This is a genomic window from Mesorhizobium sp. L-8-3 (genome assembly GCF_016756615.1).
GTDB lineage: Bacteria > Pseudomonadota > Alphaproteobacteria > Rhizobiales > Rhizobiaceae.
This window is the reverse complement of the sequence record NZ_AP023262.1, coordinates 6,830,021-6,845,776: the sequence shown is the minus strand read 5'-3', so window position 1 is coordinate 6,845,776 and position 15,756 is coordinate 6,830,021. Positions and strand designations below refer to the sequence as shown.

Genomic DNA, 15,756 nt, shown 5'->3' with positions numbered 1-15,756 from the left:
CCATGTCCTTCCTTTCGCGACGGAACCGGACCGCTCGCGCGGCCCGGCTCCGAAACGTCATTCCGCCGGCATTCGTCAGCTGCTCGGGCCGTCGTCGAGGCCCACGCGGTCGACCATCTCGGACGCCGCCTTGCGGTTCTTGGCGATATCGGCCAGCGGCAGCGTGTCGGCCTCGAGCGTGCCGAAGCCCTTGACCACGGCCGAGGGTTCGAGGCCCGGCTCGACCGGATATTCGAACACCTGCTCGGCATAGATCTGCTGGGCCTTGTGGCTCGACAGGAACTGGATGAGCTTCACCGCGTTGTCGCGGTTCGGCGCGTTCTTGGCGAGCGCGGCGCCCGAGATGTTCACATGCGTGCCGCCGTTCTCGAAGGTCGGGAAGACCACCTTGATGGCGCCAGCCCATTCCTTCTCCTCGGGCTCCTTCTCGTTGGTCTGCATGAGGCCGACATAGTAGGTGTTGCCGAGCGCGATGTCGCATTCGCCCGCGAAGATCGCCTTGGCCTGAGGCCGATCGCCGCCCTCGGGCTTGCGGGCGAGGTTTGCCTTGAGGCCCTTCATCCATTCCTCGGTCTTGGCCTCGCCCCAATGCGCGATCGCGGCCGCGAACAGCGCGAGATTGTAGTCATGCTGGCCCGAGCGCATGCAAATCTTGCCTTTCCACTTGGGGTCGGCAAGGTCGGCATAGGCGATCGGCTCGTCGCCCACCCGCTCCTTCGAGGCATAGAGCACCCGCGCGCGCTTGGTGAGGCCGAACCAGTGGCCTTCGGGGTCGCGATATTCCGCGGGCAGATTTGCATTGAGGGTCGCATCGTCCAGCGCCTGCGTCACGCCTTTCTCCTTGGCGTTGGTCAGCCGGGAGATGTCGACGGTCAGGATCACGTCGGCAGGCGAGTTCTGGCCCTCGGCCAGGATGCGGTCCTCGAGACCCTTGTCGAGGAAGAGCACCTCGGTCTTGATGCCTGTATCGGCCGTGAAGGCGTCGAGAACCGGCTTGATGAGATCGGGCTGCCGGTAGGAATAGACATTGACGACGCCGTCTGCGAGCGCAGGGGCGGCGAACAGCGTGGCCAGTGTGAATGCGGCGGCGAACCGTGCGCTTCTCAGGTCCATTTCCATCTCCTTCGTTGTGGGATGCCGTACGTCTGTATGAATTCGGTGACGGTCTGCCGTCTCTTGCTGCATTTGCCTGTCGCCGTCAAGGGAAAGGGCAATGAATTCAATAGTTTAGAAACGTTCTAAACTGGACGGATTTGCGCAGCTTTTCAATGGTTTGTTGATCGGTGCGATCAAGTTGATCCGGATTGGCCCGACCGGGAAATCGCGCCGGTCCCGCCCTGGCCGCCCGTTCTTGCTACAACTCGTTTCCGCTCCCGGGGATTCCGGCAGTGGCCGTGGACATGCTGGCCGCTGGGAACGTTGCAACAGGAAATCCCATGTCTCGCGCGACCATCCATCTCGTGGCAGGAGTCGTCGTGATCAACGTCTTTTCGCAGACTGTCCGACATTGAAGATCCGGGGCGGGACCGAGATGTCCCGCCCCGGATCCGGAAACCGCCTCAGTTCGCTCCCGCGCCCCGTGCCATCAGGCGGGCGAGGCGCTCCGAGAAGGCCTTGGCGTCGAGCGGCTTGTCGCCGTCGAGCACACGCGCCTCGTCATAGAGCAGATGCGCCACGTCTTCGCGGAAGGCCTGCTCGCCTTCGCCCAGCGCGGCAAGTGCGTGAATGCGCTGGTGACGCGGATTGATCTCCAGGATCGGCTTCGCCGCGCTGGTCAGTCGGCCGGCGGCGCTGAGAAGCCGCTCGAACTGCCGGTCGGGGCCGTGCTCGGGCGCGACCAGGCAGACGGCGCTCTCCGTCAGACGGTCGGACGCCTTCACGTCCGAGACTGCGTCGCCGAGCGAGGATCTGACGAAGGCCAGGAAGGCGCCGACCTCGGGCGTGGCTTCGGTATCGGGCCTGGCGGCGTCGTCGAGCAGCGGGATGTCGGCGAGTTCGCTGGCTCCCTGCGTCACCGATTTGAAGGGCTTGCCCTCGAATTCCGGCGCGCTCGTCACCCAGAAGCTGTCGACCGGATCCGTGAGCAGCAGGACCTCCAGGCCGCGGGCCTTGAAGCCTTCCAGTTGCGGCGAGGCCTCGAGGCGCGCCCGGTCGTCGCCGGCCATGAAGAAGATCGCCTTCTGCCCTTCCATCATCGCGCCGACATAGTCGGCGAGGCTGCGCAGGGCGTCACCCGACGCCGTCGACCTGAAACGCGCCAGCTTGAGCAGTTGCTCGCGGCGCTCGAAGTCCTCGTAGAGGCCCTCCTTCAGCACGACGCCGAAATTGTCCCATATCTTCGCAAAGGCCTCGGCGTCGCTCTCGGCCAGCTTCGAGAGCTCGGTGAGCACGCGGCCCGCTACGCCCTTCCTGATCGCGCCGAGCAGGGGGCTTTCCTGGATCATCTCGCGCGAGACGTTGAGCGGCAGGTCGGCCGAATCCACGATGCCGCGCACGAAGCGGAGGTAGCGCGGCAGCAGCTCCGCATCATCGGTGATGAAGACGCGCTTGACGTAGAGCTTCATGCGTCCCTTGCGATCCTGATCGAACAGGTCGAACGGCCGCATGCCGGGCACGAAGGCGAGCGCCGTATATTCGTGCCGCCCCTCGGCGCGGAAATGGATCGTCGCGGCCGGCTCGTCATACTGGCCGGCCACGCTGCGGTAGAAGTCGGTATATTCCTCCGGCTTGATCTCGCTCTTGGGCTTCACCCAGAGCGCCGTGCCGTCGGCGATCTCGCTCGCCTCGGCGCCGGGCTTCTCGACGATGGAGATCGGCACCGGCACATGCCCGGAATGGGATTTCACCAGCTGTTCCAGCCTGTATTTCTCGGCAAAGGAGGCCGCATCCTCCATGAGATGCAGCACGACGCGGGTGCCGCGCTTCGGCGCCTCGTCCGCCGCCACCGGTCCGATCGCATATTCGCCCTTGCCGTCGGACGACCAGCGCCAGGCGTCCTCGCTGCCGGCCAGGCGAGTGACCACGTCGACCCGGTCGGCGACCATGAAGGCGGAGTAGAAGCCGACGCCGAACTGACCGACGAGTTGCGCGCCGTCATTTCCCTTGGCCGCCTCCACGCGCTCCAGGAAGGCCCGCGTTCCGGAGCGTGCGATCGTGCCCAGCGCCTCGACCATCTCGTCGCGGCTCATTCCGATGCCATTGTCCTCGACCGCAAGCTGCCGGTTCTCCGGATCGGCGCTGACGGTGATGCGCGCCTTGAAGTCGCCGCCGGCGAGTTCCGGGCGCAGGATCGCCTCGTAGCGAAGCTTCTCGCAGGCATCCGCGGCATTCGAGATCAGTTCGCGCAGGAACACCTCGCGGTCCGAATAGACGGAATGGACCATCATATGCAGCAGGCGCGAAACGTCGGCCTCGAAGCTCTTGGTTTCCTGGTTCGGCGTGTCTGTCGTCATGTCACCATCCATGCTGAGCTGAAAAATTCGCTGACCCAGATGGCGGGTCGAGGTGCGATTTTCAAGATGGCGGCGCGCGGCAGGGACGCTTTTGCGCGGGCGCGAAATATCAGTCCGCCAGCACCCGGGTCGAAGGGAAGACGATCTCGACCAGCGTGCCTTCCCCGGGGGTCGAGCTGATGGTGAATTTGGCGCGGTTGGCTTCGACCATCGCCTTGGTCAGCGGCAGGCCGAGGCCGGTGCCGTCGCCGCGCGGACGCTTCAGCGCATTGACCTGCTTGAAGGGCTTCAGCGCCTGCTCGATCTCGGCCGGGGTCATGCCGATGCCGGTGTCGCGCACCCGCATGGCGACGTCTCCCGAGGCCTCGTAGGAGGTGGACACGATAACCTGGCCGCCGGCATGAGTGTAGCGCACGGCGTTCGACAGAAGGTTCAGCGCGATCTGGCGCACGCTCCGCAGATCGGCGACCACCTCGGGCAGACGCGAGGCGAAGCTCGAGCGGATGATGACGCGCTCGCGATTGGCCTGCGGCTGCATCATGGCGACGGTCTCGGCCAGCGTATCGTTCAGCGACACGGCCTCATAAGCCATGTCCTGCTGGCCGGCCTCGATCTTGGAGATGTCGAGCAGGTCGTTGACGAGATCGAGCACATGGTTGCCGGAACGGTTGATGTCGCGCATGTAGTCGCGATAGCGGTCATTGCCGATCGGTCCGAACTTCTCGTCCATCATCAGTTCCGAAAAGCCGATGATGGCGTTGAGCGGGGTGCGGATCTCGTGGCTGACGCGGGCCAGGAAGTCGGTCTTCTGCGACGACGCCCGCTCGGCCTGGGCGCGCGACTGCGTGAGTTCCTCTTCCGCGCGCTTCCACTGCGTTATGTCGCGCACGACGGCGCAGTATCCGCCCAGATTGGGCAGCTTGCCGATCGTCATGAACAATGGGATGAAGCGCCCCTGCGCCTCGCGGCCGATGACCTCTCGCCCATCATTGAGCACGCTCGCGACGCCGTTCTCCGACAGGCCGTTGAGATAGTCGCGCGCAGCGCGCTGGCTTTCCATGGCGAACAGTGCGGTGAACGGCTTGCCGGCCACCTCGGCGCTGTCGACGCCGAACAGGGCTTCGGCCGGCCGGCTGATCGAACGGATCGCGCCGTCATTGGCGATCAGCACCACGCCGTCGGTCGCGGTGTCGATGATCGTCGAAAGCTCGGCGATGCGTGCCTCGAGCTCGTTCCGGTGCTCGGCCGACAGGCCCGGAACAGGTGTCCGCACAGGCATGCGGCCGATCTTGCGCAGCGCCAGAAGCAGCGCCTTGCCGCCCTTCCACGGCACCGACTGCAACAGCGCCTCGACGGGCAACTCCAGCCCGTCGCCCCGGCGCAGGCGAAGCTTGCGGTCCGTCCGGTCGCCGTCGCCCTCGTCGCGATAGGGATCGCCGAAGAGCTCGCCCAGGCCGCCGCGTTCGGCCAGTTCCTCGACGGAGGCATAGGCCGTGAATTCGAGGAAGTCGCGATTGGCGTAGTGCAGCACATCGCCCGAATGGATCAGCACCGGTACCGGCAGCTTGTCGAGGATCGACGTGTCGAGCCCTGGACGGGCATGCTCGGCCGTGGCCGCCGTTGCCGCGGCCGGATCGAGCTCCTGTTCCGGCGAGGCGGCATCCGATTCCCGCGAGGCGGCAGCGGCGAGGGGGCTTTCATCCGGCCGGGGCGGCATCGCTTCGGCGTCCGTCGCCGGGGTCTCGCTGTCGGCTTCCGCCTTCGTTTCCCCGACGGCGGCATCGAGCGGCGGCCGGTCGGCCGTGCCCTCTGTGGCATCGTCGATCGTCGTCTCGGCCGCGGGCTCGTCGACCGGCGGCGGGTCTTGCCGCTCGCTCTCGAGAGCCGGCTCCGTCGCAGGGGCTGCCGTCTCCGCGTCGTCTCGCGCGGCCGGGTGAGAGCCCACGCCTCGATCCGCAGCCGCGATCTCGCCTGAGGCCGTCCCGGCCGTTGTATCTCGGGCGTTCTCGGCGCCGGGTACTTCGGTTTTGTCGGTGAGTTCGGCACCGCCGTGGGTTCGCGGCGCTTCGGGCGCTCTCGGTGCACCGTTGCCGCTTTCCCGCTTCAGCCGGTCTCCAATCTCGCGGAAAGCGTTGCGCTCGACCGGCGTCAGGCCCTTGTCGTTCGCAGAAGGCACTCGATGTTCTGCCAGGCGAATGACCTTGTCGCTCTGCCGACGCTCGGGCTTGGCCACGATGGCGAGGGCGGGAACCTCGCCCGCGAACGGATCCCGGCGCTTGCCTCCATCGGCTTCGGATCGGCGGGTCGGCGTGGAAGGCGTCTGCCGGCCCGCCCCTCCTGCTGCCGCCTCTCGCGCCGGGGGCGTCGCGGGCGGACGGTAGTCGGGCGTCAGCGTCAGCCCGATGCCTTCGGGATCGGTGACGGCGTCGCCGGGGCGCGCCACGCCGAAGCCGCGAAAACCTTCGAAGTCGCGGCTGCGGCCATAGGCCGGCAGTGCGGCGAGGTCGACCGGAATCCTGAGATCGGTGCCCGCAACCGGCCACAGCACCGAGCGCCCCGACCAGGTGTCGCGCCTTTCGAGCAGGCCCGTGATCTCGCGGTCGGGGTCGAAGCCGAGCATTGTCGCGACGTCGCCAAACTTGCGGCCGATCACATCGGCAGCTGCCGCTCCGACCGCATTCGCGAACTCGTCGGAAATGGCGCTGAAGCGTCCTTGCGCGTCGGTCCGCCAGGCGAAGCGCACCGGGGTGGTGCCGCGCTCGACGGGAGGCGTCGGGCGGCCGGCATCGGCCGTGGTCGATGCCTGCTCGCCGCTCGCCTGCGCCGGAGCCGGCGTTTCGCTTCGAGGCGGGGAGGGCGGTGCTGCCTTCTCCTCGCCGGCGCTGAAATACCAATGGTCGTCTTCGCCCTTGCCGGCGGAGCCGGGTTGGATGGGCGCCGGCCGGCCATTCTCCGGCGGGGTCTCTTTCCGGATCGCAGGAGCTTCGGCGGCAGGCTTCATGGGCGGTTCGTCGTAACCGCCATCCCGGAGGGCGGCTTCCGGCGCATTGGCGGGCACCTCCTCGTGGACGGCGGCAACGTCTTCATTGACGACCACCAGCAGGCTGAGCGGGGGCTGGTCGACGAGCCGCGCCATGCCCGCGGGCAGGCGCGCCGTGCCCGTCGCAACCAGACGTTTCACCAGCCGGTCCGGCGCGTTGATCACGTCGCCCGCGAGACCGGCGAGCGTCGAGGCGGGGATGCCCAGGTCCAGGAAACCTTCCGACGCGGCGGTGATACCGCCCGTCCCGTCGACCAGCGCGACGAAATGGCCGGCCTCGCTGAAGCCGGCGATGGCGCGCTCGGCGATCTCCCTCGAGCTGCGCGAAGCGCCATTTACGGCGGGGACGGCAAGCAGGATCGCGGCCTCGCCGTCCGGCAGTTCGATGCGGCTCGCCAGGAAACCCACCATGCGGCTCGTCATGCCGCTGGCCAGCCGGACTGCTATCGCCCGATCGCGCCCGAGCGCGGGATAGCCGGGAGCGGCCATGATCTGACGGCGTGCCGCCAGGGGCAGCCGCGCCTCGGCGCCCATAATCTCTTCGATGTCGCGATAGCCGAACAGCGCCGCGCCCTCGCCGTTGGCCCAGACGACTTCCTCGAGATCGGTCGACAGCACGGCGAGCGCGTCGCCGGCGGCAAAACGCGCACGCACATCGTCGAGGACCGCGATGTCGAGAAAGGAGTAGTCCCGTGAAGCCATGAGCGCTTCCTGTCGGGGCGCCACGCGCCGTGGTTTAACTCTTTGTTAATAAAAGGTGGAAGGTCGAAGGTCCAGAAACCAAGGGTGCCGATCAAGCCGTTTTTGGGCATTTGGTTAACCGCCTGGGGAAAGGTGTGGTGCGTCGCACCAAAGAATGTTGCATTGCACAATAGTATATGTTAGGTGAGCATATTGAATGAACCGCCGGGCAATATGACGACGGCAAAACAAAAGGATCAGGGAAATGGCCAAGACTGAAAAGACTGCAGATGTCATTGAGAATATCGAGTTTTCCGCTTTCGACGCCTCGAAGGCAACCGATCAGCTCCGTTCCTTCGCCGAGAAGGGTGTCGAGCAGTCGAAGGAAGCCTATGCCAAGGTGAAGGCCGGCGCGGAAGAGGCGCAGAAGGCGATCGAGACGACCTTCGAGACGGCCAAGACCGTTTCCAACGACCTGTCGCTGAAGACCATCGCTGCCCTGCGCGCCAATGCCGAGGCCGGCTTCGCCCATCTCGAGGCTCTCGTCGCGGCCAAGTCGCTCTCTGAAGTCGTCGAACTGCAGAGCACCTTTCTGCGCAAGCGCGTGGAGATGGCCGTTGACCAGGCCAAGGAATTCCAGGCCGCTTCCTCCAAAGCCGCCGAAGACGTGGTGCAGCCCCTGAAGGGCGCCTTCGAGAAGGCGCTCAAGGAACTCAAGGTCGCCTGATCGGCGGCGGGGCCCGCATCGGCCCGAAGACGGGAACCGATCTTCGGGCGGCTCGGCGCGGAGTTCCAACGGAACAGAGCGTGCTTGCGCGTCCAGTCCGGCGCGCGCACGCCCTGCAGCGAGACCGTCGCCCGCGGGGCAGGCCTGTATCGCAGGCCTACGGGAAAAGGCCGGGGTTTCCGCTTCCGGCCTTTTCCTTTTGCGGCGGTGCCGGGCATTTCCTGTGCGAATTGTCGCCCCTTTGCCTTTGCACGCAGGACGCTCTTGAATTAAATTCCATTTGTCCGTATGGACGCTTCGCCGAACGGCAGCGTGTGCGGTTGTAGCTCAGATGGTTAGAGCGCCGGATTGTGGATCCGGAGGTCCTCGGTTCGATCCCGAGCAACCGTACCATCCCTTTCTTCAACAACAACGGAAACAAAGCGCCAAGATGGAGCGAGAGGCACGCCCGCCCCTCGCGCGGTCATGTTGCAACCGACCCCCCCTGAATATCGACGGGCTTCCACTGGTGCACGGCTACAGCAGCGGTCCGACAATCGTACTCGGTTTCGGAAAGCACGATGCCATCGCCCGAACGGTCCTCCATCTGGGTTGGTCCTATCCAACTGAATGCCGTTTCCGCCGATCCTTTGGCTGCCAGGGTGTCGATACTCTGGCCCCGGATAGGATTGATGAATGGCGCGATGCACCTCGCGAGCGGCATTGAAGACGACATATCGCCGCGCTAAAGCATGTTTCCCGAAAGTGGGTACCGGTTTCGGGATAAAGACATGCGTCAAATCAAAAACCTGCAGCGTCTTGCGTGAATCCGTTTTCACGCAACGCGCTGTAGACCGATGGATGGCTGGCGCCAGACCAGTTTGTCGAGCGAGTTGGCCGCCGCTGCAGCGCTGAGGGATTGGCCGATCGCGGCCGGCTATCTGCCGGCCGACGAGTTCGAGGACGATACGCCGACTGGGAGCGAAGCAAGACGATGACAAGACTGGCGACCTGCGCTTGTGGAAGCATCCGCGTGACGTGCGCTTCCGAGCCGACGAAGGTATCGGTTTGTCACTGCCTGGATTGCAAAAGCGGACCGGTAGCTCCTTCGGCGTAGCAGCTTTCTTCGACAGAGACACTGTCCGGATCGAAGGGCCAACGAAGTCCTTTTCGCGCCAGTCCGACAGCGGCTTTCCCGTGACGTTTCATTTTTGCCCGGATTGTGGCTCGACTGTTTTCTGGGAGCCTCAGCGCAAACCGGGGGCCGTCGCTGTCGCGGTTGGTTCGTTTGCGGATCCGGATTTTCCCGCTCCGACGCAAGCTGTCTACAACGAGCGTCGGCACCGGTGGCTCGGCATATGCGACTGACCGTTGGAAGGTTATGGCTCCATATACCCTAAAGCCCAATAAGCACTTTTTGAATATTCATGATAAGTAAGAGTGCGGCCCGCTCAGAAGACCGCGGCGGTCGGCAGGCTACTCAGGCAACTCTGGTTGGGGCCGCCGGCCGCTTTATTTTGTCGCCTCGCTGAATCACGAGAATTGCGAAGACAAGCCCGCGCCTCACGGGGTGGAACCGCGGACGCGGGCCTATGAGACGGAAAAGTGCCTGCCCCACCTGGGTTGGGGATACAGGTAAGACAGCCCCCGCCGTCGAGGGCATCTAAGCCGATGCCACGAATGGGCGCATCTCCCATATGGGACAAGGAAACAACGAACCCGTGCATGGGGGCGGCGAGTCCGCGGCGATGGGCGTGACGATCCAGTCTGGAATTACGGTGAGAATGTCGGTGACAGGTGCGCGGGGAGACCGGCAAGGAGTAGGTGGTGGAAGTCCACTGCGATGAAGGAGTGGCGCCCCGAGCCGTGCGTCGTTGTCCGTGAGGGCAAGGGGCGGAAGCGTCGGCAGGGGAGAGCATAGGCCAGCCATCGAGCCGCGAAAGCCGCAAATCCGGGCGCCGACGCCGTTGACGGAGCGGAAGGCAATATGACGGACGCGTCATGCACGGCGAGCTACAATTGAGATATCCAAGCGCCGAGTGCCGAGGGCAGCCCCATCGTCGGTTTCGCCTGAGGGCGCCGGAACGTGCCGACCGTCGCCTTGCGGGGACTCAGGGCGGCAAGCGCTTCGGCTTGTTTGACGGCGGCGGCGACACAATCGATCACGGGCACCGGCACGCGATCTGCGATCTTGTCGGCAAGGCCCGCGAGCGGCGCGCCGGCCAGCACGATGACGTCCGTATCGTGCTTCGCGATTGCCTCATGTGCGAGCTGGGCGAGTAGATCCTGTTTCTCTTCCTGAACGGAATCGATCGCGGCGAACTTGCCGTCGAGCGTGCTGATCCCGCCGCACCGGCCCCGCAATCCATGCCATTCGACGCATTCCTCGTACCACGGAGCAAGCGCCTGGGCGAAGGTGACGATCGAGAAGCGGCGGCCGAGCATGCAGGCCGTCAACATGCCGGCTTCAGCAAGGCCGATGACGGGAAGAGGAAAGAGTTCGCGCGCGCCGCCGAGTCCCGGATCGCCGAAGGCGGCGATGACGGCCGCATCGTAATCCTGATGGCGCTCGGCAAGCATTTCGAGAGCAACGGCGCCGCCGATCACGGCCTCGGCCCGTGTTGCGATATAAGGCACGCCGCGCGGAGCGGTGATGGATGTAACCTCGGTCTGCGAGGCGGCGGCTGCACGGCCGGCACGATCGATCAATTCCGTTACGCCTTCGGACGTGTTCGGATTCAGTAGAAGAAGACGCACGGTTTGATCTCCACGATGTAGGCCGTCAGCTGGCGGTCCCATTCTTCAGATTTGCGGAGACGGCTGCTCCTGTACGCGCAACATGTTCGCCGAGAAGCTTCCCCGCATCTTCGGCGCGCCCCTGTTCGAGAGCCTTGAGAATTTGACGATGCTCGTCGACGGACTGGTCCCAGCGATCCTGCGTGTCAAGGGCCAGATAGCGTGCCCGCTCGGCGCGGGCCAGCAGGATGGCATGCGTCGATGTCAGTACCTCGTTCTTCGCACCGGCGACTATGAGCTGATGAATCTCCTGGTTGAGCCGGAAATATGCGGATCTCTGTCCGCGCTCGAAATGCTCTTCCATGCGCGCCTGGAGGGCGTGCAGGCGGCTAATCTCGGGTGGCGTCATCCGTTTTGCAGCCAGCTCGGCCGCAATCCGTTCGATGCCGCTGACGGCTTCGAAAAGTGCCGCGATCTCGGCTTCGTGCAGCGGCGCAATCGTCGCACCACGATTGGGACGCAGCTCGACAAGGCCTTCGGCTGCCAGGAGTTTGAGTGCCTCGCGCAGAGGCGTACGCGAGATTCCAAGAAGGTCGCATACCGCCGCTTCCGCAAGACGTTCGCCGGCCTTCAGTTCGCCGGTCACGATCATCTCGCGGAGGGTGCCCAAAGCCTGTGCATGAAGGGCGCTGAATGTCACTTTCTTCGGGGTGATTTCCGGCCGCCGTAGCGGGGGACGCCCTCGGGGTCTTTTTGTCGGTGCGCTCATTTCATCTCTCCACCGCACCGGGAACAAGCCCCCCGCGTGGCCAAATCGATGCTCAATTAGGAAGCATACTGTGCCTGAAATCAATGCGCTAATTAAAAATTGCATACGATATGCAAAAAAAGATTGCTTGCCGCCGTTTTTCTGCAAATCATTGGTCCCGACAAAAGAGCCAGGGCAGCAGGGGATCCTAAATCCTCGCCGGCTGGGACAACGGAGGATTTGTGATGCGCAATTGTTGGAAATGGTCGAGCCTGCTCGCTGTGGGAGCGTTCGGTCTCGCGGTCGTGCTTGGCCCTGCCGAAGCGCAGACCCGGCTTCGTTTCGCCGGCAACTTTCCGGAAGACCACACCGCCACCGGCGCGATGAAGATTTTCAAGGAGGAGGTCGAGAAGCGCAGCAATGGCGAGCTTCAGATCGACAACTTCCCGGCCATGCAGCTTGGCGGCGCCCAGGAGAACGTGGACCAGGTGCGTTCCGGAACGATCTTCGCCGTAGTGACGTCAATTGCGTATTTCACGCGGACTGTCCCGGAATTCGAGACGTTGTCGCTCCCGTTTCTTTTCGATACGCGCGCCAAGGCCTTTGCAGTGATCGACGGGGATGTCGGCAAGAAAATCGATGCCAAGCTGCTGGACAACGGCTTCGTCAGTCTCGGCTATGGCGAACTCGGCTACCGCCACGCGACAAACAGCCAGCACCCGATCAAATCGCTTGAGGATTTCAAGGGGCTGAAAATCCGCCTTCAGCCGAACGAGGTGCACCTCGCCACGTTCCGCGCGCTCGGCGCAAATCCGATCGCGATGGACGTCAAGGAGCTCTACTCGGCGTTGCAGCAGGGCGTGCTCGACGGGCAGGAAAACCCCTACAACATCATCGCCACGCGTCGCTTCAACGAGGTCCAGAAATATCTGAGCGCAACGGGCCATTTCTACGACATGATCAATGTCGTCGCGAACAAGCGCGCTTTCGAGAAGCTTTCGCCCGAGCATCAGACGATCGTGCGCGAGAGCATGCTGGCGGCGATGGAATGGCAGCGGGCAGAGGCCGAGCGTCTCGATCTTGTCTGGCGCGACAAGCTCATCGAAGCGGGTATGGAGTTCAACGAGGTATCGCCGGAAGCGCGCGCCGCAATGCGCAAGGCGACGGCTTCGATCGCCGAAGACCTCAAGAAGCGCGTTGATCCGGCTCTGGTGGATCAGGTGCTGACCGAGGCCACAAAATGACCAGTGCGGCGGGATCGCAGGGGCAGCCGGACAAATCCGGCCTCCTGAAGGCATATAAGAGCCTCCTCAGGGCTCTGGACCGGATATCCTATGTCGTCATCGTTGCCGTCATGGCGGTAATGACCTGTCTCGTCTCGCTGCAGGTATTCTATCGCTACGCGCTGTCGTCATCGATAGATTCCGCCGACGAACTGTCGCGGCTGTTTTTTGTATGGGCGATATTTCTCGCCATTCCGCACGGCGTCAAATACGGAGTGCATGTCGGCATCGACCTGATCGTGCACTTGCTGCCGGAGCGCTGGCAGGAGGGCATGTTCCGTCTCAGCGCAGGACTCGGCGCGCTGCTCATGATGGTCACGCTCGCCGTCTCGTGGACGGCGACGATGGACAAGTGGCCGGAGCTCATGCCGACCATGCCGGTAACCGCGGCTCTGTTCTACATCCCCGTGCTTATCTCCGTGGGTCATTCCTTTCTGCATCTTGTTGCTCTCGTGTGGGGTGGCTCCGGCACATGGGCGGGGGAGAGCGAACTATGACGCTTCTTGTCGTCTGCATTTTCCTTCTGGCGGCAGCGATCGGGATGCCGCTGGCGTTTGCCCTGGGGTTTGCATCGCTGGCGGCGCTGCAATACGCCGACTTCGAACTTGTCGTCATGCCGCAGCGAATGATGTACGCCATAGACAATTTCCCGTTGATGGCGATTCCGCTGTTCATGCTGGCCGGCGAACTGATGGTGAAAGCGGGCATCATGGAGCGCTTGATCGCGTTCTCGAACTCGCTGGTTGGCCGCGTTCATGGCGGATTGGCCCATGTGACCATCGTCGCGGGCATGATCCTCGCTGCCGTGTCGGGAGCGGCTGTCGCCAGCGCAAGCGCACTGGGTTCCTCCCTCGTACCGGCGCTGAAGAAGCACTACTCGCCAGGCTACGCGAGCGCGGTGATCGCATCCGCGGCAAATCTCGACCCCGTCATACCGCCGTCCAACGCCATGATCGTGTACGCACTGATGGCGGGATCGACGGTGTCCGTCGGCGGCCTTTTTATGGCCGGGATCGTGCCCGGCATCATCCTTACCCTTTCGTTCATGTCGCTGGCATCGTGGATCTCGTGGCGACGCGGCTATGAACTTACAGGCGACAAGTTCAGCTTCGGCAACGCGTTCTACCATTTTCGGCGTGCCGCTATCATCATCGCCATGCCGGTGATTGTCGTTGGCGGAATCGTTGGAGGCGTATTTACGGCGACGGAAGGTGCGGCAATCGCCGTTGTCTACTCTGCCGTCATCGGTTTCTTCATAACGCGCAAGTTGAGTATCCGCGATCTTCCGTCGTGCATGTTCCGTGCCGCCGTCACCTCCGCCATGGTGGGTGCGCTGATTGCATTCGCCGCCGCGGTTACGTTTGTCTTCACCATCGATATGGTGCCGCAGCGTGTCTCCGACGCCATTCAGGCATTCACTTCGGATCCTGTGGTGTTCCTGATGTTGGTCATGGCGGGACTTGTGGTCATCGGTATGCTGCTCGAATCGAACGCGGCCTACATTATGCTGGTGCCGCTGTTTGCTCCGGTGGCCGTCGCCTACGGAATCGATCCGCTTTATTTCGGTTTTCTGTTCACCTACAACCTTGTTGTCGGCATGATGACACCCCCGGTCGGAGTATTGCTCTTCGTCATGAGCGGCATCACCCGGGTGCCGATGACGACGGTCATCCGCGAGTCTCTTCCCTATGTCTATGTACAATTTGGCGTGCTTCTGCTGTGCGCATTGTTCCCGTCGATCGTTCTGTGGCTGCCGCGCACGCTCGGGTACTAGGTTATGACCGATCTTCTTGTGCGTAATGCCATCATTCTGACAGGAGCGGCCGGCCGGCCGCTCCTGACGGATGGATACCTCCTCGTGCGGAACGGACGCATCGCCGCTCTCGGGCAGGGCGTTCCCGCCGTTGCCGAGAATTTTCGCGCGATCGATGCGCGTGGCAAGGTGGTGACGCCCGGTTTCGTCAATATCCATACGCATGCCATCCTGACCATGGTGCGCGGTGTTGCGGAGGATATGGGTTTTGCGCCGGCCTATACGCCGGGGGTACCTCACGGCCATGAAGTGACCGAGGACGAAGCGATTGCCCTGGCGCGGCTCGGTGCGCTGGAGGCGCTCCTGTTCGGGTCGACGCTGATCAACGATACCTATGTCCACCAGCAGCTGACCATGCCGGCCATGGCCGAAACCGGAATCCGGGTATGGGGCTCGGGGCGAATCCACGATGTTGATTTCTCTCGCGTGCATCTTGCGGAGTGGGAGCACAAACCGGAGATCGGCGACTGGTCACTCGGCGAGGCGGTGGAACTGTACGAACGCTTCCATGGCAAGGAAAACGGCAGACTTGGCGTTCACCTTGCGGCGCATGCGCCCGATACATGCTCCCGCTGGCTTCTGGAGCGCATTCGCGACGAAAGGGACCGACTCGGCCTGCGTGTACAGTCGCACCTGTCGCAGAGCCGCCTGGAAGTCGAACGCATTCGCGAGCGCGACGGCATGAGCCCGCCCGAGCTCTATGACGATATCGGGCTTCTCGACGACCGATTGCTCGCCGCCCATTGCATCCACGTCGATGCGCAGGACATTGCCCGCATCGGCGGCCGGCGTGTCCATGTCGCACATATCGCCAAGGGCAACCAGACGGGAGGAACGATCGCGCCGACGACAGCTCTCCGGAAGGCGGGCGCGCAGTTTGCGCTGGGAACCGACAACATGCATGCCGATATGGTCGAAGTGATGCGCTGGGCGCTCAACTCGGGCCGCGTTCAGGAAGGACACGTGACCGATTTCTGGCAGCCGCACACGGTTTTTGAGATGGCGACGATGGGCGGTGCCCGGGCGATGGGGCTTGAGAACGAGATCGGCTCGCTAGAGGTTGGAAAGAAAGCGGACATGGTCATCTTCGACTATCGCCGTCCCCATCTTGTCCCGAACATCGAGCCGCTCGGAAATCTGGTGCATACCGCTCAGGGTCGTGACGTCGACATGGTCATTGTCGATGGCGTCGTCGTGGTTGAAGACGGACGTCCGCTTCATGTCGATCAGGACGAGATCCTGCGCGATGCGCAGAGAGCTGCCGAAAGTCTGTGGTCGCGCGCACGCGCCGCGTGAA

The 15,756-nt window shown here is 63.6% G+C and carries 10 protein-coding genes, 1 tRNA gene and 1 pseudogene; 7 read left to right on the top strand and 5 right to left on the bottom strand.

The window, feature by feature from the left end:
* Positions 1–75: 75 nt before the first annotated feature.
* The 3 genes from JN302_RS31815 to JN302_RS31805 all read right to left on the bottom strand — a co-directional run bounded on the left by JN302_RS31815 (position 76) and on the right by JN302_RS31805 (position 7,194).
* Positions 76–1,113, bottom strand: coding sequence for a Fe(3+) ABC transporter substrate-binding protein (locus JN302_RS31815; RefSeq protein WP_244846062.1), 1,038 nt, complete (start codon positions 1,111–1,113; stop codon positions 76–78).
* Positions 1,114–1,559: 446 nt separating this feature from the next.
* Entirely contained in the window at positions 1,560–3,452 is a 1,893-nt protein-coding gene (gene htpG / locus JN302_RS31810; RefSeq protein ID WP_202330325.1) for a molecular chaperone HtpG, read from the bottom strand.
* A gap of 109 nt (positions 3,453–3,561) precedes the next feature.
* Entirely contained in the window at positions 3,562–7,194 is a 3,633-nt protein-coding gene (locus JN302_RS31805) for an ATP-binding protein (RefSeq protein ID WP_202330324.1), read from the bottom strand.
* Positions 7,195–7,438: 244 nt separating this feature from the next.
* On the opposite strand from JN302_RS31805, the gene JN302_RS31800 reads away from it, so the two are divergent.
* From JN302_RS31800 to JN302_RS31790, 3 genes and pseudogenes are all read left to right on the top strand, one after another.
* Entirely contained in the window at positions 7,439–7,900 is a 462-nt protein-coding gene (locus tag JN302_RS31800; RefSeq protein ID WP_202308402.1) for a phasin, read from the top strand.
* A gap of 316 nt (positions 7,901–8,216) precedes the next feature.
* A tRNA-His gene (locus tag JN302_RS31795) sits at positions 8,217–8,293 on the top strand.
* 580 nt (positions 8,294–8,873) lie between these two features.
* A pseudogene (locus tag JN302_RS31790) lies at positions 8,874–9,247 on the top strand (GFA family protein).
* 645 nt (positions 9,248–9,892) lie between these two features.
* Here the strand turns inward: JN302_RS31790 and JN302_RS31785 are convergent.
* Complete coding sequence (locus JN302_RS31785) at positions 9,893–10,636, bottom strand: aspartate/glutamate racemase family protein (RefSeq protein WP_202308398.1); 744 nt, start codon at positions 10,634–10,636, stop codon at positions 9,893–9,895.
* Positions 10,637–10,661: 25 nt separating this feature from the next.
* The gene (locus tag JN302_RS31780) at positions 10,662–11,384 is read right to left on the bottom strand and encodes a GntR family transcriptional regulator (protein ID WP_202308396.1); all 723 of its coding nucleotides are present in this window, start codon (positions 11,382–11,384) and stop codon (positions 10,662–10,664) included.
* Positions 11,385–11,608: 224 nt separating this feature from the next.
* On the opposite strand from JN302_RS31780, the gene JN302_RS31775 reads away from it, so the two are divergent.
* The 4 genes from JN302_RS31775 to JN302_RS31760 are packed head-to-tail and all read left to right on the top strand — an operon-like array spanning position 11,609 to position 15,755.
* Complete coding sequence (locus tag JN302_RS31775; protein WP_202308394.1) at positions 11,609–12,607, top strand: TRAP transporter substrate-binding protein; 999 nt, start codon at positions 11,609–11,611, stop codon at positions 12,605–12,607.
* Entirely contained in the window at positions 12,604–13,143 is a 540-nt protein-coding gene (locus JN302_RS31770; RefSeq protein WP_202330323.1) for a TRAP transporter small permease, read from the top strand. Before JN302_RS31775 ends, JN302_RS31770 begins: the two co-directional genes overlap by 4 nt.
* Complete coding sequence (locus tag JN302_RS31765) at positions 13,140–14,420, top strand: TRAP transporter large permease (RefSeq protein WP_202330322.1); 1,281 nt, start codon at positions 13,140–13,142, stop codon at positions 14,418–14,420. The genes JN302_RS31770 and JN302_RS31765 overlap by 4 nt, the downstream gene beginning before the upstream one ends.
* Before the next feature lie 3 nt (positions 14,421–14,423).
* Positions 14,424–15,755 (top strand): amidohydrolase family protein, encoded by a 1,332-nt coding sequence (locus JN302_RS31760; RefSeq protein WP_202330321.1) that lies wholly within the window; start codon positions 14,424–14,426, stop codon positions 15,753–15,755.
* Position 15,756 lies beyond the last annotated feature (1 nt).